The organism is Escherichia sp. MOD1-EC6162, assembly GCF_002965125.1.
Classification (GTDB): domain Bacteria; phylum Pseudomonadota; class Gammaproteobacteria; order Enterobacterales; family Enterobacteriaceae; genus Escherichia; species Escherichia marmotae.
In genome coordinates this window covers 24,613-43,165 of sequence record NZ_PTSB01000025.1, presented here as the reverse complement: position 1 = coordinate 43,165, position 18,553 = coordinate 24,613, and the positions used below count along the sequence as shown (strand labels likewise).

Here is an 18,553-nt window from a genome sequence, read left to right as displayed (position 1 = left end):
AATGAGTGTGATTGCGCAGGCAGGGGCGAAAGGTCGTCAACTGCATAAATTTGGTGGCAGTAGTCTGGCTGATGTGAAGTGTTATTTGCGTGTTGCGGGCATTATGGCGGAGTACTCTCAGCCCGACGATATGATGGTGGTTTCCGCCGCGGGTAGCACCACTAACCAGTTGATTAACTGGTTGAAACTAAGCCAGACCGATCGTCTCTCTGCGCATCAGGTTCAACAAACGCTACGTCGTTATCAGTGCGATCTGATTAGCGGCCTGTTACCCGCCGAAGAAGCCGATAGCCTCATCAGCGCCTTTGTCAGCGATCTGGAACGTCTGGCGGCGCAGCTCGACAGCGGTATCACCGACGCAGTATATGCGGAAGTGGTAGGCCACGGTGAAGTGTGGTCGGCGCGTTTGATGTCTGCGGTGCTTAACCAACAAGGATTGCCTGCGGCCTGGCTCGATGCCCGTGAATTTTTACGCGCTGAACGCGCCGCACAACCGCAGGTTGATGAAGGTCTGTCTTATCCGTTGCTGCAACAATTGCTGGTGCAGCATCCGGGCAAACGTCTGGTTGTGACCGGGTTTATCAGCCGTAACAACGCCGGTGAAACGGTACTGCTGGGGCGTAACGGTTCCGACTATTCCGCCACCCAAATCGGTGCGCTGGCGGGTGTTTCCCGCGTAACTATTTGGAGCGATGTCGCCGGGGTATACAGCGCCGACCCGCGCAAAGTGAAAGATGCCTGTCTGCTGCCATTGCTGCGTCTTGATGAAGCCAGCGAACTGGCGCGTCTGGCAGCCCCTGTTCTCCACGCCCGTACCTTACAGCCCGTTTCTGGTAGCGAAATCGACCTGCAACTGCGCTGTAGCTATACGCCGGATCAAGGTTCTACGCGTATTGAACGTGTACTGGCTTCCGGCACTGGTGCGCGAATTGTCACCAGCCACGACGATGTCTGTTTGATTGAGTTTCAGGTGCCAACCCGCCAGGATTTCAAACTGGCACATAAAGAAATCGACCAGATTTTGAAACGTGCTCAGGTGCGTCCGCTGGCAGTTGGCGTGCATAACGATCGCCAGTTGCTGCAATTTTGCTACACCTCCGAAGTGGCTGATAGCGCCCTGAAAATTCTCGATGAAGCAGGATTGCCAGGCGAACTGCGTCTGCGTCAGGGGCTGGCGTTGGTAGCGATGGTAGGCGCAGGTGTCACCCGTAACCCACTGCATTGCCACCGTTTCTGGCAGCAACTGAAAGGTCAGCCGGTCGAATTTACCTGGCAGTCGGATGACGGTATCAGTCTGGTGGCAGTACTACGCACCGGCCCGACCGAAAGCCTTATTCAGGGACTGCATCAGTCCGTCTTCCGCGCGGAAAAACGCATCGGCCTGGTCCTGTTCGGTAAGGGCAATATCGGTTCGCGTTGGCTGGAACTGTTCTCTCGTGAGCAAAGTACGCTCTCGGCGCGTACCGGATTTGAGTTTGTGCTGGCAGGCGTGGTGGACAGCCGCCGCAGCCTGTTGAGCTATGATGGCCTGGACGCCAGCCGCGCGTTAGCCTTCTTCAATGATGAAGCCGTCGAGCAGGATGAAGAGTCGCTGTTCCTGTGGATGCGCGCCCATCCGTATGATGATTTAGTGGTGCTGGACGTTACCGCCAGTCAGCAGCTTGCTGACCAGTATCTCGATTTCGCCAGTCACGGTTTCCACGTTATCAGCGCCAACAAACTGGCGGGAGCCAGCGACAGCAACAAATATCGCCAGATCCACGACGCTTTCGAAAAGACCGGACGTCACTGGTTGTATAACGCTACCGTCGGCGCGGGCTTGCCGATCAACCACACTGTGCGCGATCTGATCGACAGCGGCGACACTATTTTGTCGATCAGCGGGATCTTCTCCGGCACGCTCTCCTGGCTGTTCCTGCAATTCGACGGCAGCGTGCCGTTTACCGAACTGGTGGATCAGGCGTGGCAACAGGGCTTAACCGAGCCTGACCCGCGTGATGACCTTTCCGGTAAAGACGTGATGCGCAAACTGGTGATTCTGGCGCGTGAAGCGGGTTACAACATTGAACCGGACCAGGTGCGCGTGGAGTCGCTGGTGCCAGCACATTGTGAAGGCGGCAGCATCGACCACTTCTTTGAAAACGGCGATGAACTGAATGAGCAGATGGTGCAACGACTGGAAGCCGCCCGCGAAATGGGGCTGGTGCTGCGCTACGTGGCGCGTTTCGATGCCAATGGCAAAGCGCGTGTTGGTGTAGAAGCGGTGCGTGAAGACCATCCGCTGGCATCACTGCTGCCGTGCGATAACGTCTTTGCCATCGAAAGCCGCTGGTATCGCGATAACCCGCTGGTGATCCGTGGGCCAGGCGCTGGGCGCGACGTCACCGCCGGGGCGATTCAGTCGGATATTAACCGCCTGGCGCAGTTGTTGTAATTTCAGGAATCTAATAATGCCTGGTACACATGTTTTCGTGTCTATGGTTTCTAACTAAATATATTGATTTATCATTTGGTTATAGGCCGGATGAAGCGTTTGCGCTACATCCGGCAAGAAGCAATAAGTACGTTGTCAGCCTGCATCTGTAATCCGGTCTGCCTTGCATTCCGGATTTTCTTTTCCTTACCATCCTGAATTTTTCTCATCTTTCCTGATTTTTCCTCACCATCATTGGTCATTTTTCGGTTGACGCTCCTCCGCTTTTCCTTCATCTTTACATCTGGACGTCTAAACGGATAGATGTTCACAACACAACATATAACTACAAGCGATTGATGAGGTAAGGTATGAGCTTTTTTCACGCCAGCCAGCGGGATGCCCTGAATCAGAGTCTGGCAGAAGTCCAGGGGCAGATTAACGTTTCGTTCGAGTTTTTCCCGCCGCGTACCAGTGAAATGGAGCAGACCCTGTGGAACTCCATCGATCGTCTTAGCAGCCTGAAACCAAAATTTGTTTCGGTGACCTATGGTGCGAACTCCGGCGAGCGCGACCGCACGCACAGTATTATTAAAGGTATTAAAGAGCGTACTGGTCTGGAAGCTGCACCGCATCTTACCTGCATTGATGCGACTCCCGACGAGCTGCGCACCATCGCCCGTGACTACTGGAATAACGGTATTCGCCATATCGTGGCGCTGCGTGGTGACCTGCCGTCGGGAAGCGGTAAGCCGGAAATGTATGCTTCTGACCTGGTGGAGCTGTTAAAAGAAGTCGCGGATTTCGATATTTCAGTAGCGGCGTATCCGGAAGTTCACCCGGAAGCGAAAAGCGCCCTGGCGGATTTACTCAACCTGAGACGCAAAGTGGATGCTGGAGCCAACCGCGCTATCACTCAATTCTTCTTTGATGTCGAAAGCTACCTGCGCTTTCGCGACCGTTGTGTCTCTGCGGGGATTGATGTGGAAATTATTCCGGGCATTTTGCCGGTCTCTAACTTTAAACAGGCGAAGAAATTTGCCGACATGACTAACGTGCGCATTCCGGCGTGGATGGCACAAATGTTTGACGGCCTGGATGACGACGCCGAAACCCGTAAACTGGTGGGTGCAAATATCGCGATGGATATGGTGAAAATTTTAAGCCGTGAAGGGGTAAAAGATTTCCACTTCTATACTCTGAACCGTGCTGAAATGAGTTACGCGATTTGCCATACGCTGGGTGTTAGACCGGGTTTATAAGTGTTTTTGTTTCGGTGAAAATCACACAGTGATCACAAAATTAAAACAAAGCACAAAATGCCTCCTCGAAGCGAGGGGGCAGACCAGCAAAACTATTGACTCGCTTTTTCTCCTTTATTCCTTAAAGGAACAGGGAGAAAACAGCGATAAAGCCTCTTTGTATAAAGTATTTATCCGTAATCGGACATAATCAAAAAGGCTTATTTAAGATCATTTTGATCTACACCTCTTTAACTAATGATATGTAAGATCCCAACTATCGCATCCGTGGATTAATTCAATTATAACTTCTCTCTAACGCTGTGTATCTTAAGGGTAACACTGTAGAGGGAGCATATTGATGAGCACGTCTGACGATATCCATAACACAACAGCTAGCGGAAAATGTCCGTTCCATCATGGCGGTCATGACCAGAGCGCCGGTGCGGGAACAACCACTCATGACTGGTGGCCAAAACAACTCCGTGTTGACCTGTTAAACCAACATTCTAACCGTTCTAACCCACTGGGTGAGGACTTCGACTACCGCAAAGAATTTAGCAAGCTAGATTACTACGGCCTGAAAAAAGATCTGAAAGAGCTGCTGACAGAGTCCCAACCGTGGTGGCCAGCAGACTGGGGCAGCTACGCGGGTCTGTTTATTCGTATGGCCTGGCACGGCGCGGGGACTTACCGTTCAATCGATGGTCGCGGTGGCGCGGGGCGTGGTCAGCAACGTTTTGCACCGCTCAACTCCTGGCCGGATAACGTCAGCCTGGATAAAGCGCGTCGTCTGTTGTGGCCAATCAAACAAAAATATGGTCAGAAAATCTCCTGGGCCGACCTGTTTATCCTTGCGGGTAACGTGGCGCTGGAAAATTCTGGCTTCCGTACTTTCGGTTTTGGTGCCGGTCGTGAAGACGTCTGGGAACCGGATCTCGACGTAAACTGGGGTGATGAAAAAACCTGGCTTGCCCACCGTAATCCGGAAGAGCTGGCAAAACGGCCATTAGCAGCAACCGAAATGGGGCTGATTTACGTTAACCCGGAAGGACCAAATGCCAGCGGTGAACCGCTTTCCGCGGCTGCAGCTATTCGCGCGACATTTGGCAATATGGGAATGAACGACGAAGAAACCGTTGCGCTGATCGCAGGTGGTCATACGTTAGGTAAAACTCACGGTGCAGGCCCGGCAACGCACGTAGGTCCTGATCCGGAAGCCGCACCGATCGAAAACCAGGGCTTAGGCTGGAAAAGTGATTTTGGTTCCGGTGTCGGTGCCGATGCCATTACTTCAGGCCTGGAAGTGGTCTGGACGCAAACGCCGACTCAGTGGAGCAACTATTTCTTCGAAAACCTGTTCAAATATGAGTGGGTACAGACTCGTAGTCCGGCAGGTGCCATCCAGTTTGAAGCAGTCGATGCTCCGGAAATTATCCCGGATCCGTTCGATCCGTCGAAGAAACGTAAGCCGACGATGTTGGTCACTGACCTGACTCTGCGTTTTGATCCAGAGTTTGAGAAGATTTCACGTCGCTTCCTCGATGATCCACAAGCGTTCAACGAAGCCTTTGCCCGTGCATGGTTCAAACTGACGCACAGGGATATGGGGCCGAAATCTCGCTACATCGGACCGGAAGTGCCGAAAGAAGATCTGATCTGGCAAGATCCGCTGCCACATGCGTTCTTCAACCCGAGCGAGGAAGATATCCTTAATCTTAAGGCGGCGATTGCTGAATCTGGCCTCTCCGTGAGCGAGCTGGTTTCTGTTGCCTGGGCTTCCGCCTCCACCTTCCGCGGTGGGGATAAACGTGGCGGCGCGAATGGTGCGCGTCTGGCATTGGCTCCACAGCGCGACTGGGAAGTTAATGCCGCAGCAGCACGTGCATTGCCGGTGCTGGAAGGGATCTACAAATCCTCCCATACAGCGTCGCTTGCCGACATTATTGTTCTTGCCGGTGTCGTTGGTGTTGAAAAAGCGGCGAGTGCGGCGGGTATCAGCGTTAATGTTCCGTTTACACCGGGCCGTGTAGACGCGCGCCAGGATCAGACTGACATTGAGATGTTTGAGCTGCTCAAACCTGTTGCCGACGGTTTCCGTAACTATCGTGCTGCGGCGGGTGAGGCTACAACTGAATCTCTGTTGATCGATAAAGCACAGCAATTGACCCTGACTGCACCGGAAATGACGGTGTTGGTCGGCGGGATGCGCGTACTGGGTGCCAACTTCGATGGCAGCAAAAACGGCGTCTTTACTGACCGCGTGGGCGTATTGAGCAATGACTTCTTTGTGAACTTGCTGGATATGCGTTACGAGTGGAAAGCGACCGACGAATCGAAAGAGCTGTTCGAAGGCCGTGACCGTGAAACGGGTGAAGTGAAATACACTGCCAGCCGTGCGGACCTGGTATTTGGTTCTAACTCCGTCCTGCGTGCGCTGGCAGAAGTTTACGCCAGCAGCGACGCCCACGAGAAGTTTGTTAAAGACTTCGTGGCGGCATGGGTGAAAGTGATGAACCTCGACCGTTTCGACCTGCTGTAATCTGAACTCCTTCAGCGACTGCCTTTCAGGCGGTCGCTGAAGTTTCTTTACCAGCGTATAGTGTCCACAGGAAAACTACACACTGGATCTCTCATGTCTGCCGCAGGAAAGAGCAACCCACTGGCAATCAGTGGCCTGGTTGTGCTCACACTTATCTGGAGTTATAGCTGGATTTTCATGAAGCAAGTCACCAGCTACATCGGTGCCTTCGACTTTACTGCTTTACGCTGCATTTTTGGCGCTCTCGTTTTATTCATCGTCCTTTTATTACGTGGTCGCGGTATGCGTCCGACGCCGTTTAAATACACTTTAGCTATTGCCCTGTTACAAACCTGCGGGATGGTGGGACTGGCGCAATGGGCGTTGGTGAGCGGCGGAGCAGGGAAGGTGGCAATCCTGAGCTATACCATGCCGTTCTGGGTGGTGATTCTCGCGGCGCTGTTTCTTGGTGAACGCCTGCGACGCGGGCAATATTTCGCTATTCTGATTGCCGCCGTTGGATTATTGCTGGTGTTACAGCCGTGGCAACTCGATTTCTCCTCGATGAAAAGCGCCATCCTGGCAATCCTCTCCGGCATCAGTTGGGGGGCGAGTGCGATTGTTGCGAAACGCCTTTATGCCCGCTATCCGCGCGTGGATTTATTGTCGTTAACATCCTGGCAGATGCTTTATGCGGCGCTGGTGATGAGTGTGGTCGCCTGGCTGGTGCCGCAACGTGAAATTGACTGGCAGCCCACGGTGTTCTGGGCGCTGGCCTACAGTGCGATTCTGGCGACGGCACTGGCCTGGAGTTTGTGGCTATTTGTACTGAAAAACTTACCTGCCAGTATTGCCAGCTTAAGCACGCTGGCGGTTCCTGTTTGCGGCGTACTCTTTTCCTGGTGGCTGCTTGGTGAAAACCCCGGCGCGGTTGAAGGCAGCGGTATTGTGCTGATTGTGCTGGCACTGGCGCTGGTAAGCCGTAAGAAAAAAGAAGCCGTCAGCGTAAAAAAAATCTGAAGAGCGTCTTCCCTGGGCGCTATCGCTTATTTAGCAAAATAGCGGTAGTGCCCGACAATCTGCCAGCTAAACAACACATCTTCTTCCTGCGCGCCTGCGCCAATGTTATGTATCACCAGTGGCGTACCGTTGCGGGCGAAGCCATCTGAAACCACCCCAATATGTGCCAGCCCGTTATCTAATCGCCAGGAGACAATATCGCCCGCTTGATAGTCACTGGGGTTCTTGCTGGTGGGGCGTGTTTTATCGTGGCGGATAAACCAGGTTTCCAGATTAGGCACCCGACGGTGATCGATGTTGCTGTCCGGGCGCTTTAACTTCCATTTTTGCGGGTACTCGGCAAAATTCTTCGCCATATCTTCATGAACCAGCTTCTGCAAATCTACCTGCTGGCTGCGTAATGCGCGGATCACTACATCAGAACATACGCCGCGTTCCTGCGGGACATCACCGCCAGGATAGGTAAGCTGCACATACGCCGGATCGTAAAATAGCGTGCTGCTAATTTGCTGTCTGGCACCGTCTGCGATGGCAAGGTTGGTGTTGGCCTGGATTTGTACCACGGTTGGTGGAACGGCGGGAGATTTTAAGGAGTGGCTGGTAAATGCCGTTAGAAGGCTGACCAACGCCAGTGAAGCTTTCATCTGTTTCGTCCGTGAAAATAAGAGTCACAGATTCGACCTTCCGGGCTAACGATTGTTCTGTGGAGAAAATGTCCAGAAGCGGATAAAAAACTCCCGAACAACGTGGGAGTTTTAGTTTACTGGCACAGAGTGCCGGATGCGGCGTAAACGCCTTATTCAGCCTACAAAATCACGCAAATTCAATATATTGCAGAGATTACGTAGACCTGATAAGCGTAGCGCATCAGGCTATTTTGCGTTCAAACTCCCGGACAAGCCGGGAGTTTGGCGTAGGTTATTCCCACTCTTGCAGGAAACGCTGACCATACTGGTCGGCTACCAGCAATGCAGCGTAAACCTGATCTGGCGTGGCGCCGCCAGGCATGTTGTGAATAGTTTCACCTTCTGCACAAGATGCTTCTGCGACAATCCGCATTTTCGCCGGGATATCTTCTTTAATATCCAGTTGTGCCAGGGTAATTGGCAGGCCGACAGCATGGCACAGCGCAGCTACGGTTTCGATTTCCTCAACTGGTGCGTTTTCCAGAACCAGTTGCGTCAGCATACCGAATGCCACTTTTTCACCGTGATAATAGTGATGCGCATCCGGAATGGCCGTCAGGCCATTGTGCACCGCGTGCGCCGCCGCCAGGCCGCCGCTTTCAAAGCCCACGCCGCTCAAATAGGTGTTAGCTTCAATCACACGTTCCAGCGCCGGAGTCACCACATGCTGTTCAGCGGCAAGCATCGCTTTTTCGCCTTCTTCCAGCAGGGTGTTGTAGCACAGTTCAGCCAGAGCCAGTGCTGCCTGAGTACATTTACCGCCCGCCATCGTGGTTGCGCCGCTGCGGGAACAGGCACGTGCTTCAAACCAGGTTGCCAACGCATCGCCAATACCCGCCGCTAACAGACGTGCAGGTGCGCCAGCAACAATTTTGGTATCCACAATGACGCGTTCCGGGTTGTTCGGCAGCAGCAGATAGCGGTCAAACTCACCATCATCGGTGTAGATAACAGACAGCGCACTGCACGGTGCGTCGGTAGAGGCGATAGTCGGAGCGATTGCTACCGGAACACCCATGAAATGTGCCAGTGCTTTGGCGGTATCAAGGGTTTTACCGCCGCCAATACCGAGAATTGCACCACACTGTGCGGTTTCTGCGATGCCACGTAGACGATCGATTTCATTTTGCGAACATTCACCGCCAAAGGGTGCGATTTCAACAACCAGCCCGGCATCTTTAAAGCTTTGCTCGACGGTTGCCTGAGCAAAACCTAATACAAATTTATCGCCAACAACTAACCAACGTTCTGCCAGCGGTTTCAGGTATTCGCCCAGGCGATTAATTACATCAGCGCCCTGGATGTATTTACCTGGTGATTGAATAATGCGGTCCATAATTGCTCCTTTAGAGATGAGTATTGCCAAATGCGGCATTCCAGTCGTGCTCGAACTTCTCTATAGCTGACTCTACCGCAGGGGTGTTAAGCATTTGTTGCGCTACATCTAAGGGCAGTGTGATGGATTCACATCCTGCCAGCAAACAATCCAGCGCCTGACGCGGTGTTTTAAAGCTGGCTGCCAGCACCATGCTTTCTGGCGCGTGCATTTCCAGTAACGCTTGCAGCTCCTGTACGGTACGAATGCCGTCTCCGCCCTGAGCGTCCACGCGGTTTACATAGGGGGCCACGTATTTTGCGCCAGCCAGTGCAGCTAATAGCCCTTGTGCGGCGCTGTAGACTGCGGTTCCCAGCGTGGTAATGCCTTCTTTTTTCAGCAATTTAATTGCTGCCAGACCTTCGGATGTTACCGGAATTTTCACCACAATTCCCGGAATAACGTCGCGCAGACGTTTCGCTTCTTCTACCATGCCCTGTGCGTCGCGGCTCATAGTCTGAGCAAACAGAATGCCCTCATCACCAATCGCTTTTTGCAGACGCGGCAGTACATCCCAGATGGACTCCTTGCTGGCAGCAATAATACTCGGGTTAGTCGTCACTCCGGCAATCGGGAATATGCGTGCCAGACGTTCGACTTCTGCGACGTTAGCGGTGTCCAGATACAGTTCCATGATGTTTCCTTTTACAGTTCCAGTTCATGTTGCAGCAGGCTGGCGATAGCGTCGGCGGAAGCGGCGTTAACCAGCGCGTTACGGAATTCTTCGTGCATGATGCGGCGAGCGAGGCGCGAGAAAATGCGCATATGTTGATCGCCCGCAGCGTGTTTGTTCAGGGTTAACATAATGATGAATTGTGCTTCATCATCGCCCCAGCGCACAGGTGCTTGCAGACGCGCCACACTGATGGTCGACTGCTCAATATGTTCTGATTTGCTGTGTGGAATGGCGAAACTAAAGCCCAGTCCGGTAGAGAAGACGGCCTCACGCGCCCACAGATCGGCTTCCAGTTTCCGCGGATAGCGACAGCGTCCTGCCAGCAGCAGGTTATCGGTCATGCCTTTGAGCACTTCTTCTTTGCTGCGCCAGTCGCTTTCCAGCGTGATGCACTCGGCGGTAACCAGCGGCGCATCCTGTTGCGTCATACGGAACTGCGCCAGCAGATGCTCCACTTCCAGTGAAGTACGGCAGGCCATCGCCTGGTTAAGCAACTGACGACATTCGCGGCTGTCGAGTTGCGCCATGCGTGCTTTTGCCGCCGGAATTGACGGTGCGCTCATGCTAAGTTCATCCAGCCCTAAACCGATCAGCAGCGGCAGTACGGAACCTTTTGCCCCCAGTTCTCCGCACAGGCCGATCCATTTACCCTGGCGATGCACTGCCTGAACGGCGTAATCAAGCGCCCGCAGGAATGCCGGATTCAGACTGTTGTAGTGACGGGTGACTTTAGCGTTATCACGATCCACCGCCAGCAGATACTGCGTCAGGTCGTTACTGCCGATACTAAAGAAATCAATCTCTTCGCAGCACTGGTCGATAATGAACATGACCGACGGTACTTCCAGCATGATGCCGAGTGGGATCTTTTCATCAAACGGAATGTGTTCGTTACGCAGTTGCTGTTTGGCTTCCGCCAGCTTTTCTTTCACCCATAAGATCTCTTCCATTGAGGAGATCATCGGGATCATGATTTTCAGGCTGCCGTGAGCAGAGGCGCGCAGGATCGACCGTAATTGCGTGGTAAACAGTGACGCGTATTCTTCATAAATACGCACCGCGCGATAACCAAGGAATGGGTTGGCTTCTGCGGGAATATTCAGATAATCAACGGGTTTATCGCCGCCAATATCCATAGTACGCACAATAATGCTGCGCCCGTTGGCGGATTCCAGCGCCTGACAAAAAATGTTGTACAACTCGCTTTCGCCCGGTGCACTGGTGCGATCCATATAGAGCATTTCAGTGCGGAACAGACCAACGCCTTCTGCGCCATTGCCAAACGCAGCCTGTGCTTCTACCGAGTGAGCGATGTTAGCAGCAACTTCGATACGAATACCATCAGCGGTGCGGGCTTGCTGGGTCAGCCAGACACGTTGTTGCTCACGCAGAGCGTCCTGTACGCGCGCTTCCTGTTGATAATAACGCGCCACCGCTTCTGTCGGTTCGACCACAATCGCCCCGGCGTTGCCGTCGATATAAATCGTTTGTTGCAGCCACGGGCTAAGGGTCTCGATATCCACGCCGACCAGCGTCGGAATATTAAATGAACGGGCAAGGATCACCGTGTGTGAGGTGGTGCCGCCGCTTTTCAGTAGCAGACCTTTGAGGTGATTTTTATCCAGTTCGAGGAACTGACTGGGGGTTAGTTCATCCGCCATACAAATGGCTGGCTGCGTCAATTTACCCGGTGCCGGGAAGCGTTGTTCGCCGTAAATTTGCTGGAGTAACTGGAAGCAGACGTCGCGCACATCCAGCGCACGCTCTTGCAGGTAGCTACTACTGGAACGGGCGAACTCTTCGCAAAAGTGATTCGCACTGGCAACAATCGCTTCGGCACAGCTTAATCCCTCGCTGACACCCGCCAGTAAGTGTTGACGTAAAGAGGTATCGCCCGCTAACGAACGGTGGGCTTCCAGTATTGCGCTGGTGGCACCGTCGCTATCCAGCAGACGAAACTCAATGTTTTTCAGTACCAGTGTCAGGCCGTTTTCCAGTGCAGATTGTTCGGCGTCAGCATCTTTAGCGGCAGGAAGATTACCCAGTGCATTGAGATCTAAAGAGGAAATCGGCGTCAGGATGCCGCCTGCGCTACCGTTACACACGGTGCGGGCGCGGATAATGCGCGGATTCAGATTAGTCAGTGAAACCGGCAGCGGCTCCAGTTCGTCAGATTTTACTTCTTCCAGCGGCGCGTCACAGTGGGGAAATTCATCGCGCAGCCATTGGCTTAAACGCTGGTGTGCTTCTTGTTCGTCGGCTCCAGAAATCAGTAACTGGCAGTTATCGCCCACCAGTGTATCGGTGCCAATCAGCGCCAGCGCGCTTTTGGCGTTGCCCTTGCGATCGGTACGCAGGTTATGCCACTCAATTTGCGATGAAAAAGTATTACACAGCGTTTCAACGTGGCTTGCCGGACGTGCATGTACGCCATTAGGTAGCTCACAAATAAATTCCACAATCAGGGCCATTGCCTCTCTCCCGGTAAGGTTTTCTGTTTACAGGATAAGAGTGCACGGTAACGGCCTGCCATGTGACAAATCTGTCAAAAGCTGGACAAATGTAATGTAACCGTCAATTTGCGACGCGTCTCACAAGACGCGCCACTCCGGCATGATTCCGAGATAACGCAAGTTATGAGGCGGATCGCATTTTTGTACTGACATTACAAAAGTCCAGTAAATGGCCTTTTTATCCACTGTTTGCTCCGCTTGCGATTGCCTATTGTTTCTCCCATCAAAAAAATATGGACATGGGCTTTTGCAAGCCCAGGAGCAGCTTATGAATGAGTTGGTGCAGATACTGAAAAACACTCGTCAGCATTTAATGACGGGCGTTTCACACATGATTCCCTTCGTAGTATCGGGCGGTATTTTGCTGGCGGTTTCCGTCATGCTGTACGGCAAAGGTGCGGTGCCAGATGCCGTAGCCGATCCGAATCTGAAAAAACTGTTTGATATCGGCGTCGCGGGCTTAACGCTGATGGTGCCTTTCCTTGCTGCTTACATCGGTTATTCCATTGCGGAACGTTCCGCGCTGGCTCCGTGCGCTATTGGTGCCTGGGTCGGTAACAGTTTTGGTGCAGGCTTCTTTGGCGCGCTGATCGCCGGGATTATCGGCGGCATCGTGGTGCATTACCTGAAGAAAATCCCGGTGCATAAAGTTCTGCGTTCTGTCATGCCAATCTTCATTATTCCGATCGTCGGCACCTTAATTACCGCTGGCGTCATGATGTGGGGGCTGGGCGAGCCTGTGGGCGCATTGACTAACAGTCTGACCCAGTGGCTTCAGGGAATGCAGCAGGGCAGCATTATCATGCTGGCGGTCATTATGGGGCTGATGCTGGCGTTCGATATGGGTGGTCCGGTTAACAAAGTGGCGTATGCATTCATGCTGATTTGTGTCGCCCAGGGTGTTTATACCGTGGTGGCGATCGCGGCAGTAGGGATCTGTGTTCCGCCGCTGGGGATGGGGCTGGCGACGCTGATTGGTCGCAAAAACTTCTCCGCAGAAGAACGTGAAACCGGTAAAGCGGCGTTGGTGATGGGCTGTGTTGGTGTCACTGAAGGGGCGATTCCTTTCGCCGCCGCCGATCCGTTGCGTGTGATCCCTTCCATCATGGTGGGCACTGTTTGTGGCACGGTCACCGCGGCATTGGTTGGTGCGCAGTGCTATGCAGGCTGGGGTGGTCTGATTGTGCTGCCGGTAGTTGAAGGCAAGTTGGGTTACATCGCGGCAGTGGCTGTTGGGGCTGTAGCAACGGCTATCTGCGTTAACGTGCTGAAAAGTCTGGCGCGTAAAAATGGGTCTTCAACTGATGAGAAGGAAGACGACCTGGATCTGGATTTTGAAATTAATTAATTGAGGAACGAGCCATGACGAAAATTATTGCAGTAACCGCATGTCCTTCAGGTGTTGCCCATACCTATATGGCGGCAGAGGCGCTGGAAAGTGCCGCGAAAGCAAAAGGCTGGGAAGTGAAAGTAGAAACCCAGGGGTCGATTGGTCTGGAAAACGAACTGACTGCGGAAGACGTGGTGAGCGCCGATATGGTGATTCTGACCAAAGATATCGGCATCAAGTTTGAAGAGCGTTTTGCTGGCAAGACCATCGTGCGTGTCAACATCAGCGACGCAGTAAAACGCGCTGACGTCATTATGAGCAAAATTGAAGCTCACCTGGCGCAAACCGCTTAAGTTCTTATCCCGCCCGCAAGGGCGGGTTCGCTTTCCCACAGGAGTTCCTCATGACGAATCGTATCTCTCGCCTTAAAACTGCACTGTTTGCCAATACCCGTGAAATCTCGTTGGAGCGGGCGCTGCTTTATACCGCCAGCCATCGGCAAACCGAAGGCGAACCGGTGATATTGCGCCGGGCGAAAGCGACAGCGTATATCCTTGAACATGTTGAAATTTCGATTCGTGATGAAGAACTGATTGCCGGTAACCGCACCGTAAAACCGCGCGCCGGGATTATGTCGCCGGAAATGGATCCTTACTGGTTGCTGAAAGAGCTGGATCAATTCCCGACGCGCCCGCAGGACCGCTTCGCCATTAGTGAAGAAGATAAACGTATCTATCGCGAAGAGTTGTTCCCGTACTGGGAAAAACGCTCGATGAAAGATTTCATCAATGGGCAGATGACGGACGAAGTTAAAGCGGCGACCAGTACGCAGATTTTCAGCATCAACCAGACGGATAAAGGCCAGGGGCACATCATTATTGATTACCCACGCCTGCTGAATCACGGGCTGGGTGAGCTGGTGGCGCAGATGCAACAACATTGCCAGCAACAGCCGGATAATCACTTTTATCAGGCTGCGCTGTTATTGCTGGAAGCCTCGCAGAAACATATTTTGCGTTACGCCGAACTGGCAGAAACGATGGCAGCAAGCTGCGTTAATGCCCAACGTCGGGAAGAATTGCTGACTATTGCGGAGATCTCCCGTCATAACGCCGAACATAAGCCGCAGACGTTCTGGCAGGCGTGCCAGTTGTTCTGGTACATGAACATCATTCTGCAATATGAATCTAACGCCAGTTCGCTGTCGTTAGGGCGCTTCGATCAGTATATGTTGCCGTTCTATCAGGCCTCGCTGACCCAGGGTGAAGATCCGGCGTTCCTGAAAGAACTGCTCGAGTCCCTGTGGGTGAAATGTAATGACATTGTGCTGTTACGTTCCACCAGCAGCGCGCGCTATTTCGCAGGTTTCCCGACCGGCTATACCGCACTGCTCGGTGGTTTAACGGAAAACGGACGTAGCGCGGTGAATGTGCTTTCGTTTCTCTGTCTCGACGCCTATCAAAGCGTACAGTTGCCGCAGCCAAATCTCGGTGTGCGCACTAACGCCTTGATTGACACGCCGTTCCTGATGAAAACCGCAGAAACCATTCGTCTTGGTACTGGTATTCCGCAAATCTTCAACGATGAAGTGGTGGTGCCCGCGTTCCTCAACCGTGGTGTTTCGCTGGAAGATGCGCGCGACTATTCAGTGGTCGGTTGCGTGGAATTATCCATTCCGGGCAGAACCTACGGTCTGCACGATATCGCGATGTTTAACCTGCTGAAAGTGATGGAAATCTGCCTGCATGAGAATGAAGGTAATTCCGCATTGAGTTATGACGGTTTGCTGGAACAAATTCGCGCGAAGATCAGCCACTACATCACTCTGATGGTTGAAGGCAGCAATATTTGCGATATCGGCCATCGTGACTGGGCACCAGTGCCGCTGCTCTCTTCGTTTATCAGCGATTGTCTGGAAAAAGGCCGCGATATTACCGACGGCGGCGCGCGTTATAACTTTTCCGGCGTGCAGGGGATTGGTATCGCTAACCTGAGTGATTCACTCCATGCGTTGAAAGGGATGGTTTTTGATCAACAACGTTTAAGTTTTGACGAATTGTTGTCGGTATTAAAAGCAAACTTCGAAACGCCAGAAGGCGAAAAAATCCGTGCTCGTTTAATTAACCGCTTTGAGAAGTACGGCAACGATATCGACGAGGTGGATAACATTAGCGCCGAATTGCTGCGCCATTACTGCAAAGAAGTGGAAAAATACCAGAACCCGCGCGGCGGCTACTTCACGCCGGGGTCGTATACCGTTTCTGCTCACGTCCCGTTGGGGTCGGTGGTTGGCGCGACGCCAGACGGCCGCTTCGCCGGAGAACAACTGGCTGATGGTGGTTTGTCACCAATGTTGGGTCAGGACGGACAAGGGCCAACGGCGGTGCTGAAGTCAGTAAGTAAACTTGATAACACGTTGCTTTCTAACGGTACGTTGCTGAATGTGAAATTCACTCCGGCTACCCTGGAAGGTGAAGCGGGATTACGCAAACTGGCTGACTTCTTACGTGCATTTACTCAGCTTAAGTTGCAGCACGTTCAATTTAACGTAGTGAATGCCGACACGTTACGTGAAGCCCAATTGCGCCCGCAGGACTATGCGGGGCTGGTGGTACGCGTTGCCGGATACAGCGCCTTCTTTGTCGAACTCTCGAAGGAAATTCAGGATGACATTATCCGCCGTACAGCGCATCAGTTGTAACGTTGTGGAAACGCGCCGCGAGGATGTGGCGCGTATTTTTAACATTCAGCGTTATTCGCTGAATGACGGTGAGGGTATTCGTACGGTGGTCTTTTTTAAAGGCTGCCCACATCTGTGCCCGTGGTGTGCTAATCCGGAGTCGATCTCCGGCAAAATCCAGACGGTGCGTAGAGAGGCGAAATGTCTGCATTGCGCGAAATGTTTACGTGATGCAGATGAATGTCCTTCCGGCGCATTTGAGCGGATTGGTCGTGATATCAGCCTCGACGCTCTGGAACGGGAAGTGATGAAGGATGACATTTTCTTTCGCACGTCTGGCGGTGGTGTCACGCTTTCTGGCGGTGAAGTGTTGGTGCAAGCGGAGTTTGCTACCCGTTTTTTGCAACGACTGCGGCTGTGGGGCGTGTCATGTGCCATCGAAACTGCCGGAGACGCGCCAGCAAGCAGGTTGCTACCGCTGGCGAAATTGTGCGATGAAGTGTTGTTCGATTTAAAAATTATGGACCCGACAAGAGCGCGGGACGTGGTGAAAATGAATCTGCCGCGCGTGCTGGAGAATCTGCGTTTGCTGGTGAGTGAAGGTATCAATGTGATCCCTCGTTTGCCGCTGATCCCCGGCTATACGCTCAGCAGAGAGAATATGCAGCAGGCGCTGGATGTGTTGATTCCTTTGAATATCAGGCAGATCCACCTGTTGCCGTTTCATCAGTACGGTGAACCGAAATACCGTCTGTTGGGGCGCGAATGGTCGATGAAAGATATACCGGCACCGTCGTCAGCCGATGTGGCATTGATGCGTGAAATGGCTGAACAGGCTGGTTTTCAGGTTACGGTTGGGGGGTAGGATGGCATATCTGGTTGCAGTTACCGCCTGCGTTAGCGGTGTGGCACATACCTATATGGCGGCAGAACGGCTGGAAAAGTTGTGTCAGCAGGAAAAGTGGAGCGTCAGCATTGAAACTCAGGGGGCGCTGGGAACGGAGAACCGCTTATCGGACGAGAATATCCGTCGCGCGGATGTTGTGTTGTTGATTACAGATATCGAGCTTTCTGGTGCCGAGCGTTTTGAACATTGTCGCTATGTACAATGCGGTATCTACGCTTTTCTACGCGAACCTCATCGGGTGATGAGTGCTGTTCGTAAGGTGCTTTCTGCGCCGCAGCAAACGCACCTTATTCTGGAGTAGTTGGTTTTTCTGTCAGTTGGCTGTGGTACTGCCGACGATATTCCGACGGCGAGCGTTCGGTATTTTTACGAAACAGACGGCAGAAGTAGTTGCTGTCGACAAAACCGCAGGCGTGAGCCACTTCTTTTACCTTCAGATCATAGCCTTTCAGTAGCGTCTTAGCATGTTCCAGTCGCGTGTGATTCAGGTATTCGTTAAAGCCAATAGCCCCCGTTTTTTGAAACAGATGCGATAGGTAGTTTGGTGAAATGTAGAACGCCTGCGCGACAGATTCGCGGGTCAGCGCGGTGGCATAACGTTCGTCGATGTAATCGCGAATGGCTTCGAAAAGTGCCTGGCTGCGAGAGGCTGTCTGAATTTGGCTGCCGAGCAAATCGCGGCAGTGGCTAAGCAAACTGGTGACAATAAGCCTGGCTGTTTGTTGCTCCTGCGGCTGCATTTGCATTTCATTGAGCGTTTGTAGCAGGAACGAGCCAATACGTGGGCCACGTCGGGCGACGTGTTGCTTCGCCAGATTTTGATATTGTTTGCCATCCCACTGTACGACGCTGAAGCCGAGTTGCTGTTTGCCAAACAGAACGCTAAATGTCGTGGCGGGTGTTTCCCATTGTGGGAAATTCCACCCGCCAGCGGGAACGTACAGTACATCGCCGGAAACTAACGTTGCACCTGTACCGGTATCAACAAACTCGCCTTCCAGCACAATTTCCAGCCGTGGAAAATCGACCTTATACGCGAGATCGGGGGCCGGGCCGTTGCTGCTCGCGAAGTAAACCTGGCGGAGTAACAGCGGGCCGTTGATTAGGCGGGAGAGCAGATAGTTGACGTCGTGATACATGTTATTCCCTCAGGTATGTAGACGGGAAAACAGTAACTGGCATTATGAAAAA

Annotated in this window: 14 protein-coding genes; 9 read left to right on the top strand and 5 right to left on the bottom strand. The window is 52.8% G+C overall.

What is annotated here, in order from left to right; translation table 11 throughout:
• Position 1 precedes the first annotated feature (1 nt).
• The 4 genes from metL (at position 2) to yijE (ending at position 7,195) form a co-directional block, all read left to right on the top strand.
• On the top strand, positions 2-2,434 hold the full coding sequence (gene metL, locus A9587_RS18390; protein WP_000110800.1) for a bifunctional aspartate kinase/homoserine dehydrogenase II: 2,433 nt from the start codon (positions 2-4) through the stop codon (positions 2,432-2,434).
• Between the two features lie 350 nt (positions 2,435-2,784).
• Positions 2,785-3,675, top strand: a complete 891-nt coding sequence (gene metF, locus A9587_RS18385; protein ID WP_105263838.1) for a methylenetetrahydrofolate reductase — start codon at positions 2,785-2,787, stop codon at positions 3,673-3,675.
• Positions 3,676-4,015: 340 nt separating this feature from the next.
• Complete coding sequence (gene katG / locus A9587_RS18380; RefSeq protein WP_000107702.1) at positions 4,016-6,196, top strand: catalase/peroxidase HPI; 2,181 nt, start codon at positions 4,016-4,018, stop codon at positions 6,194-6,196.
• A 93-nt stretch (positions 6,197-6,289) separates the two neighbouring features.
• Positions 6,290-7,195, top strand: a complete 906-nt coding sequence (gene yijE / locus A9587_RS18375) for a cystine transporter YijE (protein WP_001271260.1) — start codon at positions 6,290-6,292, stop codon at positions 7,193-7,195.
• Between the two features lie 26 nt (positions 7,196-7,221).
• Here yijE and A9587_RS18370 read toward each other — a convergent pair whose 3' ends face one another.
• The 4 genes from A9587_RS18370 to ptsP all read right to left on the bottom strand — a co-directional run bounded on the left by A9587_RS18370 (position 7,222) and on the right by ptsP (position 12,403).
• On the bottom strand, positions 7,222-7,839 hold the full coding sequence (locus A9587_RS18370; protein WP_000647904.1) for a DUF1287 domain-containing protein: 618 nt from the start codon (positions 7,837-7,839) through the stop codon (positions 7,222-7,224).
• A 274-nt stretch (positions 7,840-8,113) separates the two neighbouring features.
• Complete coding sequence (gene gldA, locus A9587_RS18365) at positions 8,114-9,217, bottom strand: bifunctional L-1,2-propanediol dehydrogenase/glycerol dehydrogenase (RefSeq protein WP_105263837.1); 1,104 nt, start codon at positions 9,215-9,217, stop codon at positions 8,114-8,116.
• Positions 9,218-9,227: 10 nt separating this feature from the next.
• Positions 9,228-9,890, bottom strand: coding sequence for a fructose-6-phosphate aldolase (gene fsa, locus A9587_RS18360; protein WP_000424828.1), 663 nt, complete (start codon positions 9,888-9,890; stop codon positions 9,228-9,230).
• 11 nt (positions 9,891-9,901) lie between these two features.
• The gene (ptsP, locus tag A9587_RS18355) at positions 9,902-12,403 is read right to left on the bottom strand and encodes a phosphoenolpyruvate--protein phosphotransferase (protein WP_001185149.1); all 2,502 of its coding nucleotides are present in this window, start codon (positions 12,401-12,403) and stop codon (positions 9,902-9,904) included.
• 310 nt (positions 12,404-12,713) lie between these two features.
• On the opposite strand from ptsP, the gene A9587_RS18350 reads away from it, so the two are divergent.
• Genes A9587_RS18350 through A9587_RS18330 form a run of 5 tightly spaced genes read left to right on the top strand, consistent with a single transcriptional unit; the run spans position 12,714 to position 17,663 of the window.
• A complete protein-coding gene (locus A9587_RS18350; protein ID WP_001004461.1) occupies positions 12,714-13,793 on the top strand; it encodes a PTS fructose transporter subunit EIIC in 1,080 nt (359 codons plus the stop codon).
• 14 nt (positions 13,794-13,807) lie between these two features.
• A complete protein-coding gene (locus A9587_RS18345) occupies positions 13,808-14,128 on the top strand; it encodes a PTS fructose-like transporter subunit IIB (protein ID WP_105263836.1) in 321 nt (106 codons plus the stop codon).
• A 50-nt stretch (positions 14,129-14,178) separates the two neighbouring features.
• On the top strand, positions 14,179-16,476 hold the full coding sequence (locus tag A9587_RS18340; protein ID WP_000184814.1) for a formate C-acetyltransferase: 2,298 nt from the start codon (positions 14,179-14,181) through the stop codon (positions 16,474-16,476).
• Entirely contained in the window at positions 16,442-17,320 is an 879-nt protein-coding gene (locus A9587_RS18335; protein ID WP_000175534.1) for a [formate-C-acetyltransferase]-activating enzyme, read from the top strand. The genes A9587_RS18340 and A9587_RS18335 overlap by 35 nt, the downstream gene beginning before the upstream one ends.
• 1 nt (position 17,321) lies before the next feature.
• The gene (locus A9587_RS18330; protein WP_000323857.1) at positions 17,322-17,663 is read left to right on the top strand and encodes a PTS fructose-like transporter subunit IIB; all 342 of its coding nucleotides are present in this window, start codon (positions 17,322-17,324) and stop codon (positions 17,661-17,663) included.
• On the opposite strand, the gene A9587_RS18325 is transcribed toward A9587_RS18330, so the two are convergent.
• Complete coding sequence (locus A9587_RS18325; RefSeq protein ID WP_000274587.1) at positions 17,650-18,501, bottom strand: AraC family transcriptional regulator; 852 nt, start codon at positions 18,499-18,501, stop codon at positions 17,650-17,652. The two genes, A9587_RS18330 and A9587_RS18325, sit on opposite strands and share 14 nt — an antisense overlap.
• Positions 18,502-18,553: the final 52 nt, after the last annotated feature.

Bases quoted from the DNA above. Each gene is read 5' to 3' on its own strand.
- gldA (WP_105263837.1), bottom strand. From the start codon at position 9,217: ATGGACCGCATTATTCAATCACCAGGTAAATACATCCAGGGCGCTGAT.
- A9587_RS18340 (WP_000184814.1), top strand. From the start codon at position 14,179: ATGACGAATCGTATCTCTCGCCTTAAAACTGCACTGTTTGCCAATACC.
- A9587_RS18330 (WP_000323857.1), top strand. From the start codon at position 17,322: ATGGCATATCTGGTTGCAGTTACCGCCTGCGTTAGCGGTGTGGCACAT.
- A9587_RS18350 (WP_001004461.1), top strand. From the start codon at position 12,714: ATGAATGAGTTGGTGCAGATACTGAAAAACACTCGTCAGCATTTAATG.
- A9587_RS18345 (WP_105263836.1), top strand. From the start codon at position 13,808: ATGACGAAAATTATTGCAGTAACCGCATGTCCTTCAGGTGTTGCCCAT.
- yijE (WP_001271260.1), top strand. From the start codon at position 6,290: ATGTCTGCCGCAGGAAAGAGCAACCCACTGGCAATCAGTGGCCTGGTT.
- A9587_RS18370 (WP_000647904.1), bottom strand. From the start codon at position 7,839: ATGAAAGCTTCACTGGCGTTGGTCAGCCTTCTAACGGCATTTACCAGC.
- katG (WP_000107702.1), top strand. From the start codon at position 4,016: ATGAGCACGTCTGACGATATCCATAACACAACAGCTAGCGGAAAATGT.
- fsa (WP_000424828.1), bottom strand. From the start codon at position 9,890: ATGGAACTGTATCTGGACACCGCTAACGTCGCAGAAGTCGAACGTCTG.
- ptsP (WP_001185149.1), bottom strand. From the start codon at position 12,403: ATGGCCCTGATTGTGGAATTTATTTGTGAGCTACCTAATGGCGTACAT.
- A9587_RS18325 (WP_000274587.1), bottom strand. From the start codon at position 18,501: ATGTATCACGACGTCAACTATCTGCTCTCCCGCCTAATCAACGGCCCG.
- metL (WP_000110800.1), top strand. From the start codon at position 2: ATGAGTGTGATTGCGCAGGCAGGGGCGAAAGGTCGTCAACTGCATAAA.
- metF (WP_105263838.1), top strand. From the start codon at position 2,785: ATGAGCTTTTTTCACGCCAGCCAGCGGGATGCCCTGAATCAGAGTCTG.
- A9587_RS18335 (WP_000175534.1), top strand. From the start codon at position 16,442: ATGACATTATCCGCCGTACAGCGCATCAGTTGTAACGTTGTGGAAACG.